This window comes from Pseudomonas sp. SA233, assembly GCF_054792385.1.
In genome coordinates, this window is the sequence record NZ_CP096449.1 from 1,605,622 (window position 1) to 1,622,201 (window position 16,580).

Annotated in this window: 18 protein-coding genes; 17 read left to right on the forward strand and 1 reads right to left on the reverse strand. The window is 63.0% G+C overall.

The annotated features are described in order from the left end of the window. Positions 1 to 746 precede the first annotated feature (746 nt). Genes rluC through sppA form a run of 3 tightly spaced genes read left to right on the forward strand, consistent with a single transcriptional unit; the run spans position 747 to position 3,377 of the window. Positions 747 to 1,703 (forward strand): 23S rRNA pseudouridine(955/2504/2580) synthase RluC, encoded by a 957-nt coding sequence (gene rluC / locus M1D87_RS07475; protein WP_013971570.1) that lies wholly within the window; start codon positions 747 to 749, stop codon positions 1,701 to 1,703. A gap of 3 nt (positions 1,704 to 1,706) precedes the next feature. Beyond that, positions 1,707 to 2,381, forward strand: coding sequence for an HAD family hydrolase (locus M1D87_RS07480; RefSeq protein ID WP_039614721.1), 675 nt, complete (start codon positions 1,707 to 1,709; stop codon positions 2,379 to 2,381). 6 nt (positions 2,382 to 2,387) lie between these two features. Next, positions 2,388 to 3,377: a signal peptide peptidase SppA gene (sppA, locus tag M1D87_RS07485; RefSeq protein ID WP_013971572.1), complete on the forward strand. Its 990-nt coding sequence runs from the start codon at positions 2,388 to 2,390 to the stop codon at positions 3,375 to 3,377. Positions 3,378 to 3,657: 280 nt separating this feature from the next. Here the strand turns inward: sppA and M1D87_RS07490 are convergent, their stop codons facing one another. Then, positions 3,658 to 4,236, reverse strand: coding sequence for a Maf family protein (locus M1D87_RS07490; RefSeq protein ID WP_061552360.1), 579 nt, complete (start codon positions 4,234 to 4,236; stop codon positions 3,658 to 3,660). Positions 4,237 to 4,332: 96 nt separating this feature from the next. Here M1D87_RS07490 and M1D87_RS07495 point away from each other — a divergent pair, with 96 nt between their 5' ends. From M1D87_RS07495 to M1D87_RS07560, 14 genes are all read left to right on the forward strand, one after another. Beyond that, positions 4,333 to 4,860 carry a YceD family protein gene (locus M1D87_RS07495; RefSeq protein WP_012313431.1) on the forward strand — a complete coding sequence of 176 codons (528 nt, stop codon included), beginning with the start codon at positions 4,333 to 4,335 and terminating at the stop codon, positions 4,858 to 4,860. A gap of 13 nt (positions 4,861 to 4,873) precedes the next feature. Next, entirely contained in the window at positions 4,874 to 5,056 is a 183-nt protein-coding gene (gene rpmF / locus M1D87_RS07500; RefSeq protein ID WP_003247154.1) for a 50S ribosomal protein L32, read from the forward strand. Between the two features lie 3 nt (positions 5,057 to 5,059). Continuing rightward, on the forward strand, positions 5,060 to 6,070 hold the full coding sequence (plsX, locus tag M1D87_RS07505) for a phosphate acyltransferase PlsX (protein WP_421091824.1): 1,011 nt from the start codon (positions 5,060 to 5,062) through the stop codon (positions 6,068 to 6,070). 251 nt (positions 6,071 to 6,321) lie between these two features. Continuing rightward, a complete protein-coding gene (fabD, locus tag M1D87_RS07510; protein WP_082044744.1) occupies positions 6,322 to 7,260 on the forward strand; it encodes an ACP S-malonyltransferase in 939 nt (312 codons plus the stop codon). Between the two features lie 15 nt (positions 7,261 to 7,275). Continuing rightward, positions 7,276 to 8,016, forward strand: a complete 741-nt coding sequence (gene fabG / locus M1D87_RS07515) for a 3-oxoacyl-ACP reductase FabG (RefSeq protein WP_123083915.1) — start codon at positions 7,276 to 7,278, stop codon at positions 8,014 to 8,016. 203 nt (positions 8,017 to 8,219) lie between these two features. Then, entirely contained in the window at positions 8,220 to 8,456 is a 237-nt protein-coding gene (acpP, locus tag M1D87_RS07520; protein ID WP_013971576.1) for an acyl carrier protein, read from the forward strand. 188 nt (positions 8,457 to 8,644) lie between these two features. Continuing rightward, positions 8,645 to 9,889: a beta-ketoacyl-ACP synthase II gene (gene fabF / locus M1D87_RS07525; RefSeq protein ID WP_015269411.1), complete on the forward strand. Its 1,245-nt coding sequence runs from the start codon at positions 8,645 to 8,647 to the stop codon at positions 9,887 to 9,889. Beyond that, positions 9,889 to 10,704, forward strand: coding sequence for an aminodeoxychorismate lyase (gene pabC / locus M1D87_RS07530; RefSeq protein ID WP_123083916.1), 816 nt, complete (start codon positions 9,889 to 9,891; stop codon positions 10,702 to 10,704). Before fabF ends, pabC begins: the two co-directional genes overlap by 1 nt. Before the next feature lie 4 nt (positions 10,705 to 10,708). Next, the gene (gene mltG, locus M1D87_RS07535; RefSeq protein ID WP_123083917.1) at positions 10,709 to 11,911 is read left to right on the forward strand and encodes an endolytic transglycosylase MltG; all 1,203 of its coding nucleotides are present in this window, start codon (positions 10,709 to 10,711) and stop codon (positions 11,909 to 11,911) included. A 9-nt stretch (positions 11,912 to 11,920) separates the two neighbouring features. Then, positions 11,921 to 12,553, forward strand: coding sequence for a dTMP kinase (tmk, locus tag M1D87_RS07540; protein ID WP_023661450.1), 633 nt, complete (start codon positions 11,921 to 11,923; stop codon positions 12,551 to 12,553). After that, complete coding sequence (locus tag M1D87_RS07545; RefSeq protein WP_085721718.1) at positions 12,546 to 13,532, forward strand: DNA polymerase III subunit delta'; 987 nt, start codon at positions 12,546 to 12,548, stop codon at positions 13,530 to 13,532. Before tmk ends, M1D87_RS07545 begins: the two co-directional genes overlap by 8 nt. A 30-nt stretch (positions 13,533 to 13,562) precedes the next feature. After that, positions 13,563 to 14,345, forward strand: coding sequence for a TatD family hydrolase (locus M1D87_RS07550; protein ID WP_013971582.1), 783 nt, complete (start codon positions 13,563 to 13,565; stop codon positions 14,343 to 14,345). Positions 14,346 to 14,756: 411 nt separating this feature from the next. After that, positions 14,757 to 15,392, forward strand: coding sequence for a TetR/AcrR family transcriptional regulator (locus M1D87_RS07555; RefSeq protein WP_003260720.1), 636 nt, complete (start codon positions 14,757 to 14,759; stop codon positions 15,390 to 15,392). Positions 15,393 to 15,601: 209 nt separating this feature from the next. Further along, positions 15,602 to 16,570: a GTP 3',8-cyclase MoaA gene (locus M1D87_RS07560; protein WP_096009997.1), complete on the forward strand. Its 969-nt coding sequence runs from the start codon at positions 15,602 to 15,604 to the stop codon at positions 16,568 to 16,570. Positions 16,571 to 16,580: the final 10 nt, after the last annotated feature.

Below are 16,580 nucleotides of genomic sequence, written 5' to 3' on the forward strand. Positions count from 1 at the left end.
CTCATGGTCGGTGCCAAGGTGCGCAAAGGGTGGCCGGGCCACCCCCGTGTCGAGCAACGTTCGGCACCAGCCGGTTGCCCAGCCTGCCGTTGTCGCGACGACGCGTCCTGTTTGCTGCGGTGCCAACAAGGCCCCGGTGGCTTCGAATTGGAATCCGAATCAACCAAGCGGGCCTTGTGCACTCAGTCAGGAGGAGGAATCAACCGTCAGCCGTGGACGCCCGGAGGCATCTGTTCAGGACCTTATCCGCTCGCCAGCCGTTCAGTGGGCTGGTGGGCCGGACGCGGTGCTACACGGTCAGACGGCTGTGCATCTCCACCCTGCACGTATCCCTGATAATTCGGGTGCTGCCGCGCGCTGAATCCGCAACGGGTTGCATTTTTCGCCAGCGCAGGTTCTGCGCTGGCGCCATTCATGTCCAAGGCAGGTATTTCCGAAGCATTCGCCGGGCGTTGCGTGGAAGCGACGGGGCGGGCAGAGGTGCAGCGAAAAGAATCGGGTAAGCAGGTGAAACACCGCACTTGTCGTTTTTTTTCGGTCTTCTCTACACAGCGCTGGTGGCGATTCCAGGCAATTCGGTAAACTGGCGAAAACCCCGTAGGACGGCCTCGCGTCCTGGAGAATTGCGTTGGTCAGGGACCGGCTCGGAGCCTGGTGCCGCTGGCCTGCCGCTTTTGGCGGCGTTCGCGACTATAGCAGCAATGATTAAGTGCTTCAATTCCATAAAAAATTGTTATGATCCCGCCATGACGACCAATACCCCTCCGACTTCCGGCGTTCAGCTGATCGAAGTCGCGCCGGAGCTTGCCGGCCAACGCATCGACAATTTCCTCATCACGGCCCTCAAGGGCGTGCCCAAGACCTTGGTGTACCGCATCCTGCGCAAGGGTGAAGTACGGGTCAACAAGGGCCGCGTCAAGCCGGAGTACAAGATCCAGGCCGGCGACATCGTGCGGGTACCGCCCGTCCGTCTGCCGGAGCGTGACGAGCCCGCGCCGGTGGCCCAGGGCCTGTTGCAGCGCCTGGAGGCGGCCATTGTCTATGAAGACAAGGCGCTGATCGTGATGAACAAGCCGGCCGGCATCGCCGTGCATGGCGGCAGCGGCCTGAGCTTCGGCGTGATCGAGGCGCTGCGCCAGTTGCGCCCGGACGCCAAGGAACTGGAGCTGGTGCACCGCCTGGACCGCGACACCTCCGGCCTGCTGATGATCGCCAAGAAGCGCAGCATGCTGCGCCACCTGCACGCCGCGCTGCGCGGCGACGGTGTCGACAAGCGTTACATGGCGCTGGTGCGCGGCCACTGGCCGACCTCGAAGAAGCAGGTCAGCGCGCCGTTGCTCAAGAGCAACCTGCGCTCCGGCGAGCGCATGGTCGAGGTGAACGACGAGGGCAAGGAGGCGCTGACCCTGTTCCGCGTGCTGCGCCGCTTCGGCGAGTTCGCCACCATTGTCGAGGCGCGCCCGATCACTGGCCGTACCCACCAGATCCGTGTGCACACCCTGCATGCCGGGCATATGATCGCTGGCGACAGCAAGTACGGCGACGAAGACTTCAGTCGTGAAATTCGCGACTTGGGCGGCAAGCGCCTGTTCCTGCATGCCTACGCACTGACCGTGCCGCTGCCCGACGGTGGCGAGCTGAAGCTCGAGGCGCCGGTGGATGAAGTCTGGGCGAAAACCGTTGAACGTCTGAGTGCGTCCTGATCCATGAAAAAAGGCTATGAGCTACTGATCTTCGACTGGGACGGCACGTTGGCCGACTCGATCGGACGTATCGTCGAGGCCATGAACGCCGCCGCCGAGCGTGCCGGTGAGGCGCAAAGCAGCGAGGATGCGGTCAAGGGCATCATCGGCCTGGCTCTGGGCGAGGCGATCCACACCCTGTATCCGCACCTGGCGCCTGCTCAGGTCGAAAGTTTTCGTCAGCACTATGCCGATATCTACATGGCTCTGGACCAGCAGCCCTCGCCGCTGTTCGAGGGCGTGGTCGAGTCGCTGGATGCCTTCCGTGCCGAGGGTTACCGCCTGGCGGTGGCCACCGGCAAGGCGCGTCGCGGGCTGGACCGGGTGCTCAAGGCCAATGGCTGGGAGCAGTTCTTCGACATCACTCGCGCCGCCGACGAAACTCGCGGCAAGCCGCACCCGCTGATGCTCGAGGAAATTCTCGGGCATTGCGGTGTCGAAGCAGGGCGTGCGCTGATGGTTGGCGATTCGGCATTCGATCTGCAGATGGCCAGCAATGCCGGCATGCATTCGGTGGCCGTGGGCTATGGTGCCATGTCGCTGCAGGCACTGGCCGAGTTTGGTCCGCAGGTGTGCATCGATCATTTTTCCCAGTTGCGTGAGTGGCTGGGTGGTTCCGCAATTCCATTTCCAAGGTAGGTAAGCATGGCAGACGAATGGAAAGCCCCCGAGGCCGAACCCGAGGAGCGCGAAGAGCGCAAGAGCTGGAAACTGCTGGAAAAGACCCTGCTGGCAGGCGTTCAGGAGCAGCGCCGGGCGCGACGCTGGGGGATCTTCTTCAAGTTGCTGACCTTCGTCTACCTGTTCGGCATCCTGATCCTGTTCACGCCGTTGATGGACATGGACAAGGCGGCGTCGCGCAGTGCCAGCCATACCGCGCTGGTCGAGGTGCGCGGGGTGATTGCCGACCAGGAGCCAGCCAGCGCTGACAATATCGTCAAGAGCCTGCGCGAGGCGTTCAAGGACAGCAAGACCAAGGCTGTGGTGATGCGCATCAACAGCCCGGGAGGCAGCCCGGTGCAGTCGGGTTACGTGTATGACGAAATCCGCCGTCTGCGGGCCGAATACCCGGCCATCAAGCTGTATGCGGTCATCGCCGACCTTGGCGCTTCCGGTGCCTACTACATCGCCAGTGCGGCGGACGAGATCTATGCCGACAAGGCCAGTCTGGTGGGCTCGATTGGTGTGACGGCGGCCGGTTATGGCTTTGTCGGCACCATGGAGAAACTGGGTGTGGAGCGGCGTACCTACACTGCAGGCGAGCACAAGGCCTTCCTCGATCCGTTCTCGCCGCAGAAGCCGGAAGAGACCGAGTTCTGGCAGGGCGTACTGAATACCACGCACCAGCAGTTCATTGCCATGGTCAAGCAGGGGCGGGGTGAGCGCCTGAAGGACAAGGAGCATCCGGAGCTCTTCAGTGGCCTGGTCTGGTCGGGCGAGCAGGCCAAGGAGTTGGGCCTGGTGGATGGGCTGGGCAGTGCCAGCTATGTGGCGCGCGAGATCGTGGGCGAGAAGGAGTTGGTGGACTTCACCGTGCAGGAGTCGGCGCTCGATCGCTTCTCCAAGCGCGTTGGCGCCAGCGTGGCTGAGCGCTTGGCGATGTGGATGGGCTTCCAGGGGCCGCAGTTGCGCTGAGGGTTCGTCGCCCGTTTTGCGGTGTTTGTGAGATCGAGCGCCGCCCGCGCGGCGCTTCGCAGCACAAGGCTGCTCCTACATCTGTTTCGGGCCAATTATTCCTGAGGCAAAGGCGCGCGGCCCCTTGGCGTCCACCTCGATATCGTGCCGGACAAACAAGGCGGTCGCGCGCATTGGTGCAGGCGTTACTGGCCCGAAACAGATGTAGGAGCAGCCTTGTGCTGCGAAGCGCCGCGCGGGCGGCGCTCGATCTGTCAGGCGCAAAAAGTCTTGAGGCGAACTACGGGATAACCACCCCTTCCCTGGTCAACATATCCACCAATCTAATCAGCGGCAGCCCGATCAGGCTGGTCGCATCGCACCCGTGCGTGCTCTGGAACAGGCTCACTCCCAGGCCCTCGGCCTTGAAGCTGCCAGCGCAGTCCAGTGGCTGTTCCGCCGCCACATAGCGCTCCACCCGCTGCCGGTCCAGTTCGCGCAGGGTCACGGTAAACGGCACGCAGTCCACCTGGCAGTGCCCGGTGGCGCTGTTCAGCAACGCCAGCCCGGTCAGGAAGCTCACCTGCTGCCCGCTGCACTCCAGCAGTTGCTCGCAAGCCCGCTCGAAGGTGTGCGGCTTGCCCAGTACCTGCTCGCCCAGCACCGCAACCTGGTCCGAACCAATGATCAGGTGCCCGGGGTGGCTGCCTGCCAGGGCCTCGGCTTTTTGTCTGGCCAGCCGCCGCACCAGCTCCACTGCCGGTTCGTCATCCAGGCGTCGCTCGTCTATATCGGGGCTTGCCCAGGTGAAGGGCAGGCGCAGGCGTGCAAGCAGTTCGCGGCGGTAGGCAGAGCTGGAAGCCAGTAATAGAGGAAGCATGGTAGACTCCTGAATCGGTTGAACAAATTCTATCACGCACGATGCCGCCGAATTTCCTTTGACAGGGGCGGGGGGCATCCCTAGAATGCTGCGCCTATGTTGAATGACCCGATTCCACCTCACGTTGACCCGCGCAAATTAGCCGATCGTGGCGTAACCCTTAACGGTTCGCTGCAGCTCGCTGATTTGGAAAGACTCTGCGACCCGCTTTCCGACAATGTCGGTACGGTGCAGGCGAAGTTCGATTTTGAACGAGATGAACAGCACGTGGTGGTTATCCACAGCGAGCTGGACGTCGAGGTCAAGATGGTTTGCCAGCGTTGTCTTGAGCTGGTCACCCTGCCGATCCACAGCGAATGTACATACGCCGTGGTGAAGGAGGGTGCGAATACCCAGTCGTTGCCGAAAGGCTATGACGTGCTGGAACTGGGCGAAGATCCTTTGGATCTGCAGGCATTGATCGAGGAGGAGCTTCTGCTCGCCTTGCCAATCGTGCCTGCTCATCATCCGGAAGAATGCCAGCAGCCGGCGGGCGCAGACGAGCCCGAATCGAGCAAGGACGAGGTATCGCGGTCCAACCCGTTCAGTGTTTTGGCGCAGTTAAAGCGTGACCCAAACGTTTAGGAGTTAATCAATTATGGCTGTTCAGCAGAACAAAAAATCCCGCTCTGCCCGTGACATGCGCCGTTCGCACGACGCCCTGTCGGAAAACGCGCTGTCGGTAGAGAAAACCACCGGTGAAGTACACCTGCGTCACCACGTTTCGCCAGAAGGCGTATACCGTGGTCGCAAAGTGGTCGACAAGGGCGCTGACGAGTAATCCTTGTCCGCTCAGATCATCGCGATCGACGCAATGGGCGGGGACTTCGGTCCCCGCAGCATTGTCCAGGCTAGCATTGCCTGCCTTTCGGCTACCCCCTCGCTGCACCTGACCCTCGTCGGTCAACCCTCTCTCCTCGAAGATCTTGTCAGCGGCCTTGCGGCTGCGGATCGCGCGCGCCTGCAAATCGTGGCCGCCAGCGAGGTGATCGGTATGGACGAGCGGCCATCCCAGGCGCTGCGCGGCAAGCCGGACTCGTCGATGCGCATCGCCCTCGAACTGGTGCGCGACGGCAAGGCCCAGGCCTGCGTCAGCGCCGGCAATACCGGGGCGCTGATGGCGCTCTCGCGTTTCGTGCTCAAGACACTGCCAGGTATCGACCGGCCGGCCATGGTGGCGGCGATCCCGACCCAGGCCGCTTACTGCCAGTTGCTCGACCTTGGTGCCAACGTCGACTGCAGCGCCGAGAACCTCTACCAGTTCGCCGTGATGGGCTCGGTGGCGGCCCAGGCCCTGGGTGTGCAGCGGCCGCGCGTGGCGCTGCTGAACATCGGTACCGAGGACATCAAGGGCAACCAGCAGGTCAAGCTGGCGGCCAGCCTGTTGCAGAACGCCCGCGGGCTCAACTACATAGGCTTCGTCGAAGGTGACGGGTTGTATCGCGGCGAAGCCGATGTGGTGGTGTGCGACGGGTTTGTCGGCAACATCCTGCTCAAGTCGAGCGAGGGGCTGGCGACGATGATCGGTGCGCGCATCGAGCAGTTGTTCAAGGGTGGCGTGTTGTCGCGGGCAGCCGGGGCTGTAGCCATGCCGTTGCTCAAACGCCTGCAGGCCGACCTGGCCCCGGCGCGGCACAATGGCGCGAGTTTCCTGGGGTTGCAGGGCATCGTCATCAAGAGCCATGGCTCGGCGGGGGTGCAGGGCTTCCAGAGTGCCATCCAGCGGGCGTTGATCGAGATCCAGGAAAACCTGCCGCAGCGCTTGCATGGGCGGCTGGAAGATTTGCTGTTGTAGCCTGGCCGGCCTCTTCGCGGGTAAACCCGCTCCCACAGGTGCCCCATAACCTTCAGGTCTGTGGTGCTCCTGTGGGGGCGGGTTTACCCGCGAAAGGGCCGGTGCTGAAGGAATAAAGACCTTAGGCATATCGCCGCTGAAGTGCTTAAATGTGACCGCTTGGTCCGCGTCTCCATCCAAGTTTTCAGATTCCGCGTCTGGCTAATGTCCGGCGCACCCTATCCGACGACAAGATCATAAGGGCTTGTTCAATGTCTGCATCTCTCGCATTCGTCTTTCCCGGTCAAGGTTCCCAGTCGCTGGGCATGCTCGCCGAGCTCGGCGCCGAGAAGCCAGTGATCATCGAAACCTTCAAGGAAGCGTCCGAGGCACTCGGTTACGACCTGTGGAAGCTGGTCCAGGAAGGCCCGGAAGAGCAACTCAACCAGACCGACAAGACCCAGCCGGCCATTCTCACCGCCTCCATCGCGCTGTGGCGCCTGTGGCTGGAGGAGGGTGGTGCCAAGCCGGCCTTCGTCTCCGGTCACAGCCTGGGTGAATACAGCGCCCTGGTTGCCGCCGGCAGCCTGAGCCTGAAAGATGCCGTGCGCCTGGTCGAGCGCCGTGGCCAGCTGATGCAGGAAGCCGTGCCCGCCGGCCATGGCGCCATGGCCGCCATTCTCGGCCTGGACGACGCCGTGGTCGTGGAAATCTGCGCCGAAGCGGCCGAAGACCAGGTGGTCAGCGCTGTCAACTTCAACTCGCCAGGCCAGGTGGTCATCGCCGGCAACAAGGCCGCCGTCGATCGCGCCATCGAGCTGTGCAAGGCAAAGGGTGCCAAGCGCGCCCTGCCGCTGGCGGTCAGCGTGCCGTCGCACTGCGCGCTGATGAAGCCGGCTGCCGAGCGCTTTGCCGAGTCGGTCAACGCCATCGAGTGGCACGCCCCGCAAATTCCCGTGGTGCAGAACGTCACCGCTGCCGTTGCCGCTGACCTTAATGCCCTCAAGCACGACCTGCTGGCGCAGCTGTACCAGCCAGTGCGCTGGGTCGAATGCGTGCAGACCCTGGCCGCTAACGGTGCGGTCAACCTGGTCGAGTGCGGCCCGGGCAAGGTCCTGGCCGGCCTGAACAAGCGTTGCGCCGATGGCGTGACCACCTACAACCTCAATACCCCTGACGCCGTCGCCGCCACCCGCGCGGCACTGGCCTGATTTGGAGAAGCTTGCATGAGCCTGCAAGGTAAAGTTGCACTGGTCACCGGCGCCAGCCGTGGCATTGGCCAGGCCATCGCCCTCGAGCTGGGCCGCCAGGGCGCGACCGTGATCGGCACCGCCACTTCGGCTTCCGGCGCCGAGCGCATTGCTGCCACGCTGAAAGAGCACGGCATCACCGGTACCGGCATGGAGCTGAACGTGACCAGCGCCGAATCGGTTGAAGCTGTGCTGGCCGCCATCGGCGAGCAGTTCGGCGCACCGGCCATCCTGGTCAACAACGCCGGTATCACCCGTGACAACCTCATGCTGCGCATGAAGGACGACGAGTGGTTCGACGTGATCGAGACCAACCTTAACAGCCTCTACCGTCTGTCCAAGGGCGTGCTGCGTGGAATGACCAAGGCACGTTGGGGCCGTATCATCAGCATCGGCTCGGTCGTCGGTGCCATGGGCAACGCCGGCCAGGCCAACTACGCGGCCGCCAAGGCCGGCCTGGAAGGCTTTAGCCGCGCCCTGGCGCGTGAAGTGGGCTCGCGTGGCATCACCGTCAACTCGGTGACCCCGGGCTTCATCGACACCGACATGACCCGCGAGCTGCCAGAAGCGCAGCGTGAAGCGCTGCAGACCCAGATCCCGCTGGGCCGCCTGGGCCAGGCCGACGAAATTGCCAAGGTCGTTTCGTTCCTGGCATCCGACGGCGCAGCCTACGTAACCGGCGCTACCGTGCCGGTTAACGGCGGGATGTACATGTAACACTGCAACTCAATGTGACGGATTTCGTAAAAAAAGAGTCATACTGCGAGCCTAAAATCCGTTATAAAGCTGCAACCAGATTCCAGGCAGTGGGTGTGGGGGTTGGTGTGAAGGCGTGTTTAGCTTGAAAAGCGAACGTCTTTCTATAAAATTAGCCACCGGCCAGCTGCCTGACATATGTCCATTAGGAGTGAAAACTAGGTATGAGCACCATCGAAGAACGCGTCAAGAAAATCGTCGCCGAGCAACTGGGCGTCAAGGAAGAGGAAGTGACTCTCGAGAAGTCCTTCGTCGATGACCTGGGTGCCGATTCGCTTGACACCGTTGAGCTGGTGATGGCTCTGGAAGAGGAATTCGAGACCGAAATCCCTGACGAAGAAGCCGAGAAGATCACTACCGTTCAAGCTGCCGTAGACTACGTCAAAGCCCACCAGGCCTAAGACGCTGTAGTCGACGCTTCTTGTCGGGAAAAACCGCACTGCCTTTGCCGGCGTGCGGTTTTTTCTTTGCGAGCACCCTGCGTTTTGCAGGTTGGTCTCGTTCACCGGGTATCAAGAGCTTGTTGCCATTTCATTCCATCGCTTGAATGCAATGGCAAGAAACTCTGTCATTAGAAAAGGAGAGTACTGTGTCGCGTAGACGCGTCGTGGTCACCGGTATGGGTATGCTGTCGCCACTGGGTACTGATGTACCGAGCACCTGGCAGGGCATTCTGGCTGGCCGCAGTGGCATCGGTCCGATCGAACACACGGATCTGTCTGCCTACTCCACCCGTTTTGGCGGCTCGGTGAAAGGCTTCGAGGTCGAGCAATACCTGTCGGCCAAAGAGGCCCGCAAGCTCGACCTGTTCATCCAGTACGGCCTGGCGGCCGGGTTCCAGGCAGTGCGTAATGCCGGCCTGGAAGTCACCGACGCCAACCGCCAGCGTATTGGCGTGGCCATGGGCTCGGGTATCGGCGGCCTGACCAACATCGAAGAAACCAGCCGCACCCTGCACGATTCGGGGCCGCGTCGTATTTCGCCTTTCTTCGTGCCTGGCTCGATCATCAACATGATCTCCGGCTTCCTGTCGATCCACTTGGGGCTGCAAGGGCCGAACTACGCCATCGCCACTGCCTGCACCACTGGTACCCACTGCATCGGCATGGCTGCGCGCAACATTGCCTACGGTGAAGCCGACGTGATGATCGCTGGCGGCGCCGAAATGGCCGCCTGCGGCCTGGGCATGGGCGGCTTCGGTGCCTCCCGTGCACTGTCCACTCGCAACGACGAGCCGACCCGGGCCAGCCGCCCGTGGGACAAGGGCCGTGACGGCTTCGTGCTGTCCGACGGTGCTGGTGCCCTGGTGCTCGAAGAACTGGAACATGCCAAGGCCCGCGGCGCGACCATCTATGCCGAACTGGTCGGGTTCGGCATGAGCGGTGACGCTTACCACATGACTTCGCCGCCCGACACTGGTGAAGGCGCTGCCCGTTGCATGGCCAACGCCTTGCGCGATGCCGGCATCCAGCCGGAAGAGGTCAGTTACATCAACGCCCATGGCACCTCGACCCCTGCTGGCGACGTGGCCGAAGTGGCGGCGATCAAGCGCGTCTTCGGTGAGCATGCCTACAAGCTGGCGGTCAGCTCGACCAAGTCGATGACCGGCCACCTGTTGGGCGCCGCCGGTGCCGTAGAAGCGATCTTCAGCGTGCTGGCAATCAACAGCCAGATGGCTCCGCCCACCATCAACCTGGACGAGCCGGACGAAGGCTGCGACCTCGACTTCGTGCCGCACCAGGCGCGCAGCATGCCGATCGATGTGGTGCTGTCCAACTCGTTCGGCTTTGGCGGTACCAACGGTTCGCTGGTATTCCGCCGGTTCGCCGGTTGATGCAAAGCTGGATCGATGGCCAGCCGGCGGCTGCAGTCAACCTGCAGAACCGCGGCCTGGCCTACGGCGATGGGCTATTCGAGACCATCGCCGTGCGCGACGGCCGGCCCCGCTTGCTGGACGGCCACCTCGCACGCCTTGCGCTGGGTTGCCAGCGCCTGGCGATCAGTACCGACCTGGCGCTGGTACGCGACGAACTCCTGCGCTATGCCAGCCAGCTCGGTGATGGCGTAGCCAAACTCATCCTTACTCGTGGTGACAGCCAGCGCGGTTATGCACCGGTTGCCGGTGCCGCGCCGCGGCGTATTCTGCAGGGCAGCCCGTTGCCCAGCTATCCTGTCGACAATGCCGAGCAGGGCGTGCGACTGTTTCCGTGCCAGACCCGGCTTGGGGAACAACCGCTGCTGGCCGGCCTCAAACACCTCAACCGCCTGGAGCAGGTGCTGGCCCGTGCCGAATGGCAGGATAGCGAACATGCCGAAGGCCTGATGCGTGATGGGCAGGGCAGGGTGATCGAAGGTGTGTACAGCAATCTGTTCCTGGTGCGCGATGGCGCGCTGTTCACGGCTGACCTCAGCCGCTGTGGCGTCGCTGGCGTGATGCGGGGCGCGTTGCTGGAACAGGCAGTGCTGCAGGGCATCCCGGTGCAGGTCTGCGACCTGCCGTTCGACGCTCTGGAGCCGGCAGATGAAGTATTTGTCTGCAACAGCGTCTACGGTGTCTGGCCCGTGCGAGGCGTTGCCGAGCTAAACTGGTCGCCGGGCCCGCTCACCCGTAAACTGCAGGCCGTTGCCCGTACGTTACTGGAAACCTGAATTCGTGAGACGTAAATTCCTGCTGCTGCTGGAAATGGGCTTGATCCTCGCCGGCCTTGCCGTGGGCTGGTCGGCCTGGAAGGTCAACTCGGTCCTGGAGCAGCCTCTGCACGTGACGCAGGAGCGCCTGCTGGACGTGCCCAATGGCACCACCCCCAACCGCATGTTCTATCGCATGCAGAACGAAGGGTTGCTCGACGACGCCGTCTGGTTGCGCCTGTACTGGCGTTTCAACATGGCCGGCACCCCTCTGCACACCGGTGAGTATCGCCTGACCCCCGGCATGACCGTGGAGCAGCTGTTCGATGCCTGGCGTCGGGCCGACGTGGTGCAGTACAACCTCACCCTGGTCGAAGGCTGGACCTTCCGCCAGGTGCGCGCGGCCGTGGCCAAGCATGAAAAGATCAAGCACACCCTGGACGGGCTGTCCGATTCGGAAGTGATGGACAAGCTCGGCCATACCGGAGTGTTCCCCGAAGGGCGCTTCTTCCCGGACACCTACCGCTTCGTGCGCGGCATGAGCGACGTCGAGTTGCTGCAGCAGGCCTATATGCGCCTGGACGAAGTGTTGGCCAAGGAGTGGGCCGAGCGCACCACCGACCTGCCATACCGCGACCCGTACCAGGCGCTGATCATGGCTTCGCTGGTAGAGAAGGAGACCGGCATTCCCCAGGAGCGCGGGCAGATCGCCGGCGTTTTCGTGCGGCGCCTGCGCCTGGGCATGATGCTGCAGACCGACCCGACGGTGATCTACGGCATGGGTGAGCGCTACAACGGCAAGATCACCCGCGCCGACCTGCGCGAGCCGACGCCCTACAACACCTACACCATCACCGGCCTGCCGCCGACCCCGATCGCCATGGTAGGTCGCGAAGCGATTCACGCGGCGCTCAACCCGTCCGATGGCACCAGCCTGTATTTCGTTGCCCGTGGCGATGGCAGCCACGTGTTTTCCGACGACCTCGACGACCACAACTCGGCGGTGCGCGAGTTCCAGCTCAAGCGCCGTGCGGACTACCGCTCGAGCCCCGCGCCGCAATCGCAGCCAGAGCCACAACCACAATCAGGTACCGACGAGGCCGAACATCCCGAAGCCCCTGCCGACGAGTCTACCGCGCAGCCAGCGCCCGACCAGTCGCCTGTGCAGGACGCCCCTGCCGGCGGCGCGCAAGCGGCCGAACGGCCGATGCCTGACGAACAACATTAAGGACTGCCTGTGAGCGGCTTGTTTATTACTTTGGAAGGCCCGGAAGGTGCGGGCAAGAGCACCAACCGCGACTACCTGGCTGCGCGCCTGTGCGAGCAGGGCCTGGACGTAGTGCTGACCCGTGAGCCCGGCGGCACGCCGCTGGCCGAAAAGGTGCGAGAGCTGCTGCTGGCGCCCAGCGATGAAAGCATGGCGGCCGACACCGAGCTGTTGCTGGTGTTCGCTGCGCGTGCCCAGCACCTGGCGCAGGTGATCCGGCCGGCGCTGGCCCGCGGGGCCGTAGTCTTGTGTGACAGGTTTACCGATGCGACATACGCCTACCAGGGCGGCGGGCGTGGTTTGCCAGTCGAGCGTATCGCCATCCTGGAGCAATTCGTCCAGGGCGACCTGCGCCCGGACCTGACTCTGGTCTTCGATCTGCCGGTCGAAGTGGGCCTGGCCCGTGCCGCCGCCCGCGGCCGCCTGGACCGTTTCGAGCAGGAAGGCCAGGCGTTCTTCGAAGCAGTGCGCCAGGCCTACCTGCAGCGCGCCGGCCGCGAACCACAGCGCTATACCCTGCTGGATGCCGCCCAGCCTCTGGAGGCCGTGCAGCGCTCCATCGATGCGTTGCTACCAGGCATCGTGGAGCGTTGCCGTGGCTGAGGCCTATCCCTGGCAGCAGGCCCTCTGGCAGCAACTGGCCGGCCGCAGCCAGCACGCTCACGCCTACCTGCTGCATGGGCCGCAGGGTATCGGCAAGCGGGCCTTGGCCGAGCGCCTGATGGCCCGCCTGCTGTGCCAGCAGCCCCAGGGCCTGGAGGCCTGTGGCGCGTGCAAGTCCTGTCTGCTGCTCAAGGCCGGCAGCCACCCGGACAACTTCGTACTCGAGCCCGAAGAAGCTGACAAGCCTATCAAGGTAGATCAGGTACGCGAGCTGGTGGCCTTCGTGGTGCAGACCGCGCAGCTGGGTGGGCGCAAGGTGGTACTGATCGAGCCGGTGGAGGCGATGAACGTCAACGCCTCCAACGCCCTGCTCAAGAGCCTCGAAGAGCCCTCCGGCGACACCGTGTTGCTGCTGGTCACCCACCAGCCCAGCCGCCTGTTGCCGACCATCAAGAGCCGTTGCCAGCAGGTCGCCTGCCCGCAGCCCAGCCTGGCCCAGAGCCAAGCCTGGCTGGCCGGTGCGCTGCCCGACAGTGACGAGACCGAGCGCGACGAGTTGCTGACCCTGGCTGCCGGTTCGCCGCTGATGGCGGTCAGCTTGCAGGCGCAAGGCGTGCGAGAGCAGCGTGCGCTGGTCACCGACGGGGTGAAGAAGCTGCTCAAGCAGCAGCAATCGCCCAGTCAGCTGGCCGATGCCTGGAACGGTGTACCGCTGTTGCTGCTGTTCGACTGGTTCTGCGATTGGGCGCACCTGATCCTGCGCTACCAATTGACCCAGGACGAGGAAGGGCTAGGCTTGGCCGATATGCGCAAGGTGGTGCAGTACCTGGCGCAGAAGAGCCGCCAGACCAAGGTGCTGGAGGTGCAGGCATGGATCCTGGAGCAGCGCCAGAAGGTGCTGGGCAAGGCCAATCTCAACCGCGCCCTGCTGCTTGAATCGCTGCTGGCCCATTGGCTGCAGTTGCCGGGCGCCCGCTGATTTTCATTTTTTCATGTGTGTCGTTATCCCATGCTCGTAGATTCCCATTGCCACCTCGACCGTCTTGACCTGAGCGCCCACCAGGGCTCCCTCGATGCTGCCCTGCAGGCGGCGCGTGAGCGCGGGGTCGGGCATTTCCTGTGTATTGGCGTCAGTGCCGAGAATGCTGGTGCGGTGAAGGCGCTGAGCGAGCGTTACGCCGATGTCGATTGCTCTGTGGGCGTGCACCCGCTGGACCTGGCGCCGGGCGAAACGCCGGCGCTGGAATGGCTGCTGCGCGAGCTGGCTCACCCGCATGTGGTGGCGATTGGTGAAACCGGGCTGGATTACCACTACGAGCCGGAAGCAGCCGAGTTGCAGCAAGCCTCGTTCCGCCTGCACCTGGAGGCCTCGCGGCAGACCGGCAAGCCGGTGATCGTGCATACCCGTGCGGCGCGTGCCGATACCCTGGCGCTGCTGCGCGAGGCCAACCTGCCGCAGGCCGGCGTGCTGCACTGCTTCACCGAAGACTGGGACATGGCCAAGGCGGCGCTGGACCTGGGGTATTACATTTCGTTGTCTGGCATCGTTACCTTCCGCAATGCCGATGCCCTGCGTGAAGTGGCGCGGCAGGTGCCGGTCGATCGTTTGCTGGTGGAAACGGATTCGCCGTACCTGGCGCCGATTCCGTATCGCGGCAAGCCGAATTTGCCGCAGTATGTGCGTGAGGTGGCGGAGTACGTGGCTTCGTTGCGCGGGGCCAGTTATGAGCAGTTGGCCGAACAGACCACTGCCAATTTCAAGCGCTTGTTCCCGTTGGCGCGGGTGGCCTGACTCGAAGGGTTGGCGGGCGCCTGGTGTTCCTCATGCAATCCCCACCAACCCCAAACCTGAACCCCCGGCTTCATTTCCCCTCGAAACACCCAAAAAAAACCCGGGTTCTGGGGGGGGAATCCGGGTTAAGACCATTAGGAGTAAAACAAAGGTACGCGGTCCCTGAGCACCTTTATCGGCGCGCCACTTGGGGGGGATGCGCCGCGCCAACACTTCAAGTATTAGTCAGCTTTGGCGCAGTGCCAGTGCATATTGATCGATTTTTAAACAAATTTGGAATACGCCCACGTTCCATTCCTCCCGCAGCGCATGGCCATAAGCATCGTGAAACACAGACATGCTTGGATGATCCGTGCAATTTCTTGCAAGTTAGGCATAATAAACCGCTTCGATTGTCATCCAGTCCTTCCTATGCAGAAAGAACCTCGTAAGGTCCGTGAGTTTCGCCGTCGCGAACAGGAAATCCTCGACACCGCGCTCAAGCTGTTTCTCGAACAGGGGGAAGACAGCGTCACCGTCGAGATGATCGCCGACGCCGTGGGCATCGGCAAAGGCACGATCTACAAGCACTTCAAGTCCAAGGCGGAAATCTACCTGCGCCTGATGCTCGACTACGAGCGCGACCTGAACGCGCTGTTGCATTCGGCCGACGTCGATCGCGACAAGGAAGCCCTGTCGCGAGCCTACTTCGAGTTCCGCATGCGCGATCCGCAGCGTTACCGGCTGTTCGACCGCCTGGAAGAAAAGGTGGTCAAGGGCAACCAGGTACCGGAAATGGTCGAACAGCTGCACAGCATACGTGCCTCCAACTTCGACCGCCTGACCCAGCTGATCAAGGGCCGTATCAGCGAAGGCAAGCTCGAGGACGTGCCGCCGTATTTCCACTATTGCGCCGCCTGGGCGCTGGTGCACGGCGCCGTGGCGCTGTACCACTCGCCGTTCTGGAGCAATGTGCTGGAGGACCAGGAAGGCTTCTTCCAGTTCCTGATGGACATTGGCGTGCGCATGGGCAACAAGCGCAAGCGCGACCCGGAACCTTCGAACTGAAGCATCCGCGTTCAGGCAATACGCAGTACCTGTAGGAGCAGCCTTGTGCTGCGAAAGGGCCGGTACAGCCAGCACACATCTGCATGGCTGTACCGGCCCTTTCGCAGCACAAGGCTGCTCCTACCTATTTCGGCGATGTGCAGGGCTTGCAAAAACCTGATTTATGAGTCAGGTTTTGCCAGCCCCCATCATCCATGCCGGAGTCATTCATGATCGTCGATCGTCAAGGCAGGCGTTTTCGCAACCTGCGCGTCAGCCTGACGGCTGCCTGTAACTATGCCTGCACCTACTGCGTGCCAGACGGCAAGCGCCTGGTGGCAGCACAGGACGAACTGTCGGCGGAGGCCCTGGCTCGTGGCGTGGCCTACCTGATCGAAGCCGCCGGCATCGAACGCTTGCGCATCACCGGCGGTGAGCCATTGGTCAGTCCGCGCCTGGATGCTTTCCTGGCCGCCGTGGCCAAGCTCGACCTTGACGATATCTCGATGACTACCAATGGCCAGTTGCTGGCGCGCAAGTTGCCCCAGTTGCAGGCGGCAGGTATCCGCCGATTGAACGTTTCCCTCGACACCCTCGACCCTCAGGCGTTCCGCCGTATTGCCCGGGGCGGCGACCTGGCCAGCGTGCTGGCGGGCATGGAGCTGGCCAGCGCCATGGGCATGCAGATCAAGGTGAACATGGTGCCGATGCGCGGGCACAACCTCGATCAGGTGCTGCCGCTGCTGGATTACTGCCTTGAGCGCGGCTTCGAACTGCGCTTCATCGAGCTCATGCGCATGGGCCACCTGGCCCGTGACCAAAACGTCTTCCTGCAGCAGTTCGTCGGCCTCGACCAACTGCTCGCACTGATTGCTGGCAAGCATGCCTACGTTCAGGTCGATGCGCCGCTGGACGCCACTGCCTTGCGTTATCAGGTGCCCGGCAAAGGCCACTTCGGCGTGATCGCCAACGAAAGCGTACCGTTCTGCCGCACCTGCTCGCGGCTGCGCCTGTCCTCCACGGGCTGGCTGCATGGCTGCCTGTCGTCGGGCAATCGCCATTTCGTCGGCGACCTTCTGGAAAAACCGCGCCATCAGGCGCTGCCGGCGCTGCAGCGCTTGCTGGTAAAGGCCTTGGCAGACAAGCAGGACCTGGCGTTCTCCGGCGATGTGATGGTGATGAAGGTGATTGGCGGCTGAAGCTGGCGCA

Bases quoted from the DNA above. Each gene is read 5' to 3' on its own strand.
- rluC (WP_013971570.1), top strand. From the start codon at position 747: ATGACGACCAATACCCCTCCGACTTCCGGCGTTCAGCTGATCGAAGTC.
- M1D87_RS07480 (WP_039614721.1), top strand. From the start codon at position 1,707: ATGAAAAAAGGCTATGAGCTACTGATCTTCGACTGGGACGGCACGTTG.
- fabG (WP_123083915.1), top strand. From the start codon at position 7,276: ATGAGCCTGCAAGGTAAAGTTGCACTGGTCACCGGCGCCAGCCGTGGC.
- fabD (WP_082044744.1), top strand. From the start codon at position 6,322: ATGTCTGCATCTCTCGCATTCGTCTTTCCCGGTCAAGGTTCCCAGTCG.
- M1D87_RS07555 (WP_003260720.1), top strand. From the start codon at position 14,757: ATGCAGAAAGAACCTCGTAAGGTCCGTGAGTTTCGCCGTCGCGAACAG.
- rpmF (WP_003247154.1), top strand. From the start codon at position 4,874: ATGGCTGTTCAGCAGAACAAAAAATCCCGCTCTGCCCGTGACATGCGC.
- M1D87_RS07490 (WP_061552360.1), bottom strand. From the start codon at position 4,236: ATGCTTCCTCTATTACTGGCTTCCAGCTCTGCCTACCGCCGCGAACTG.
- acpP (WP_013971576.1), top strand. From the start codon at position 8,220: ATGAGCACCATCGAAGAACGCGTCAAGAAAATCGTCGCCGAGCAACTG.
- sppA (WP_013971572.1), top strand. From the start codon at position 2,388: ATGGCAGACGAATGGAAAGCCCCCGAGGCCGAACCCGAGGAGCGCGAA.
- M1D87_RS07495 (WP_012313431.1), top strand. From the start codon at position 4,333: ATGTTGAATGACCCGATTCCACCTCACGTTGACCCGCGCAAATTAGCC.
- M1D87_RS07560 (WP_096009997.1), top strand. From the start codon at position 15,602: ATGATCGTCGATCGTCAAGGCAGGCGTTTTCGCAACCTGCGCGTCAGC.
- M1D87_RS07550 (WP_013971582.1), top strand. From the start codon at position 13,563: ATGCTCGTAGATTCCCATTGCCACCTCGACCGTCTTGACCTGAGCGCC.
- pabC (WP_123083916.1), top strand. From the start codon at position 9,889: ATGCAAAGCTGGATCGATGGCCAGCCGGCGGCTGCAGTCAACCTGCAG.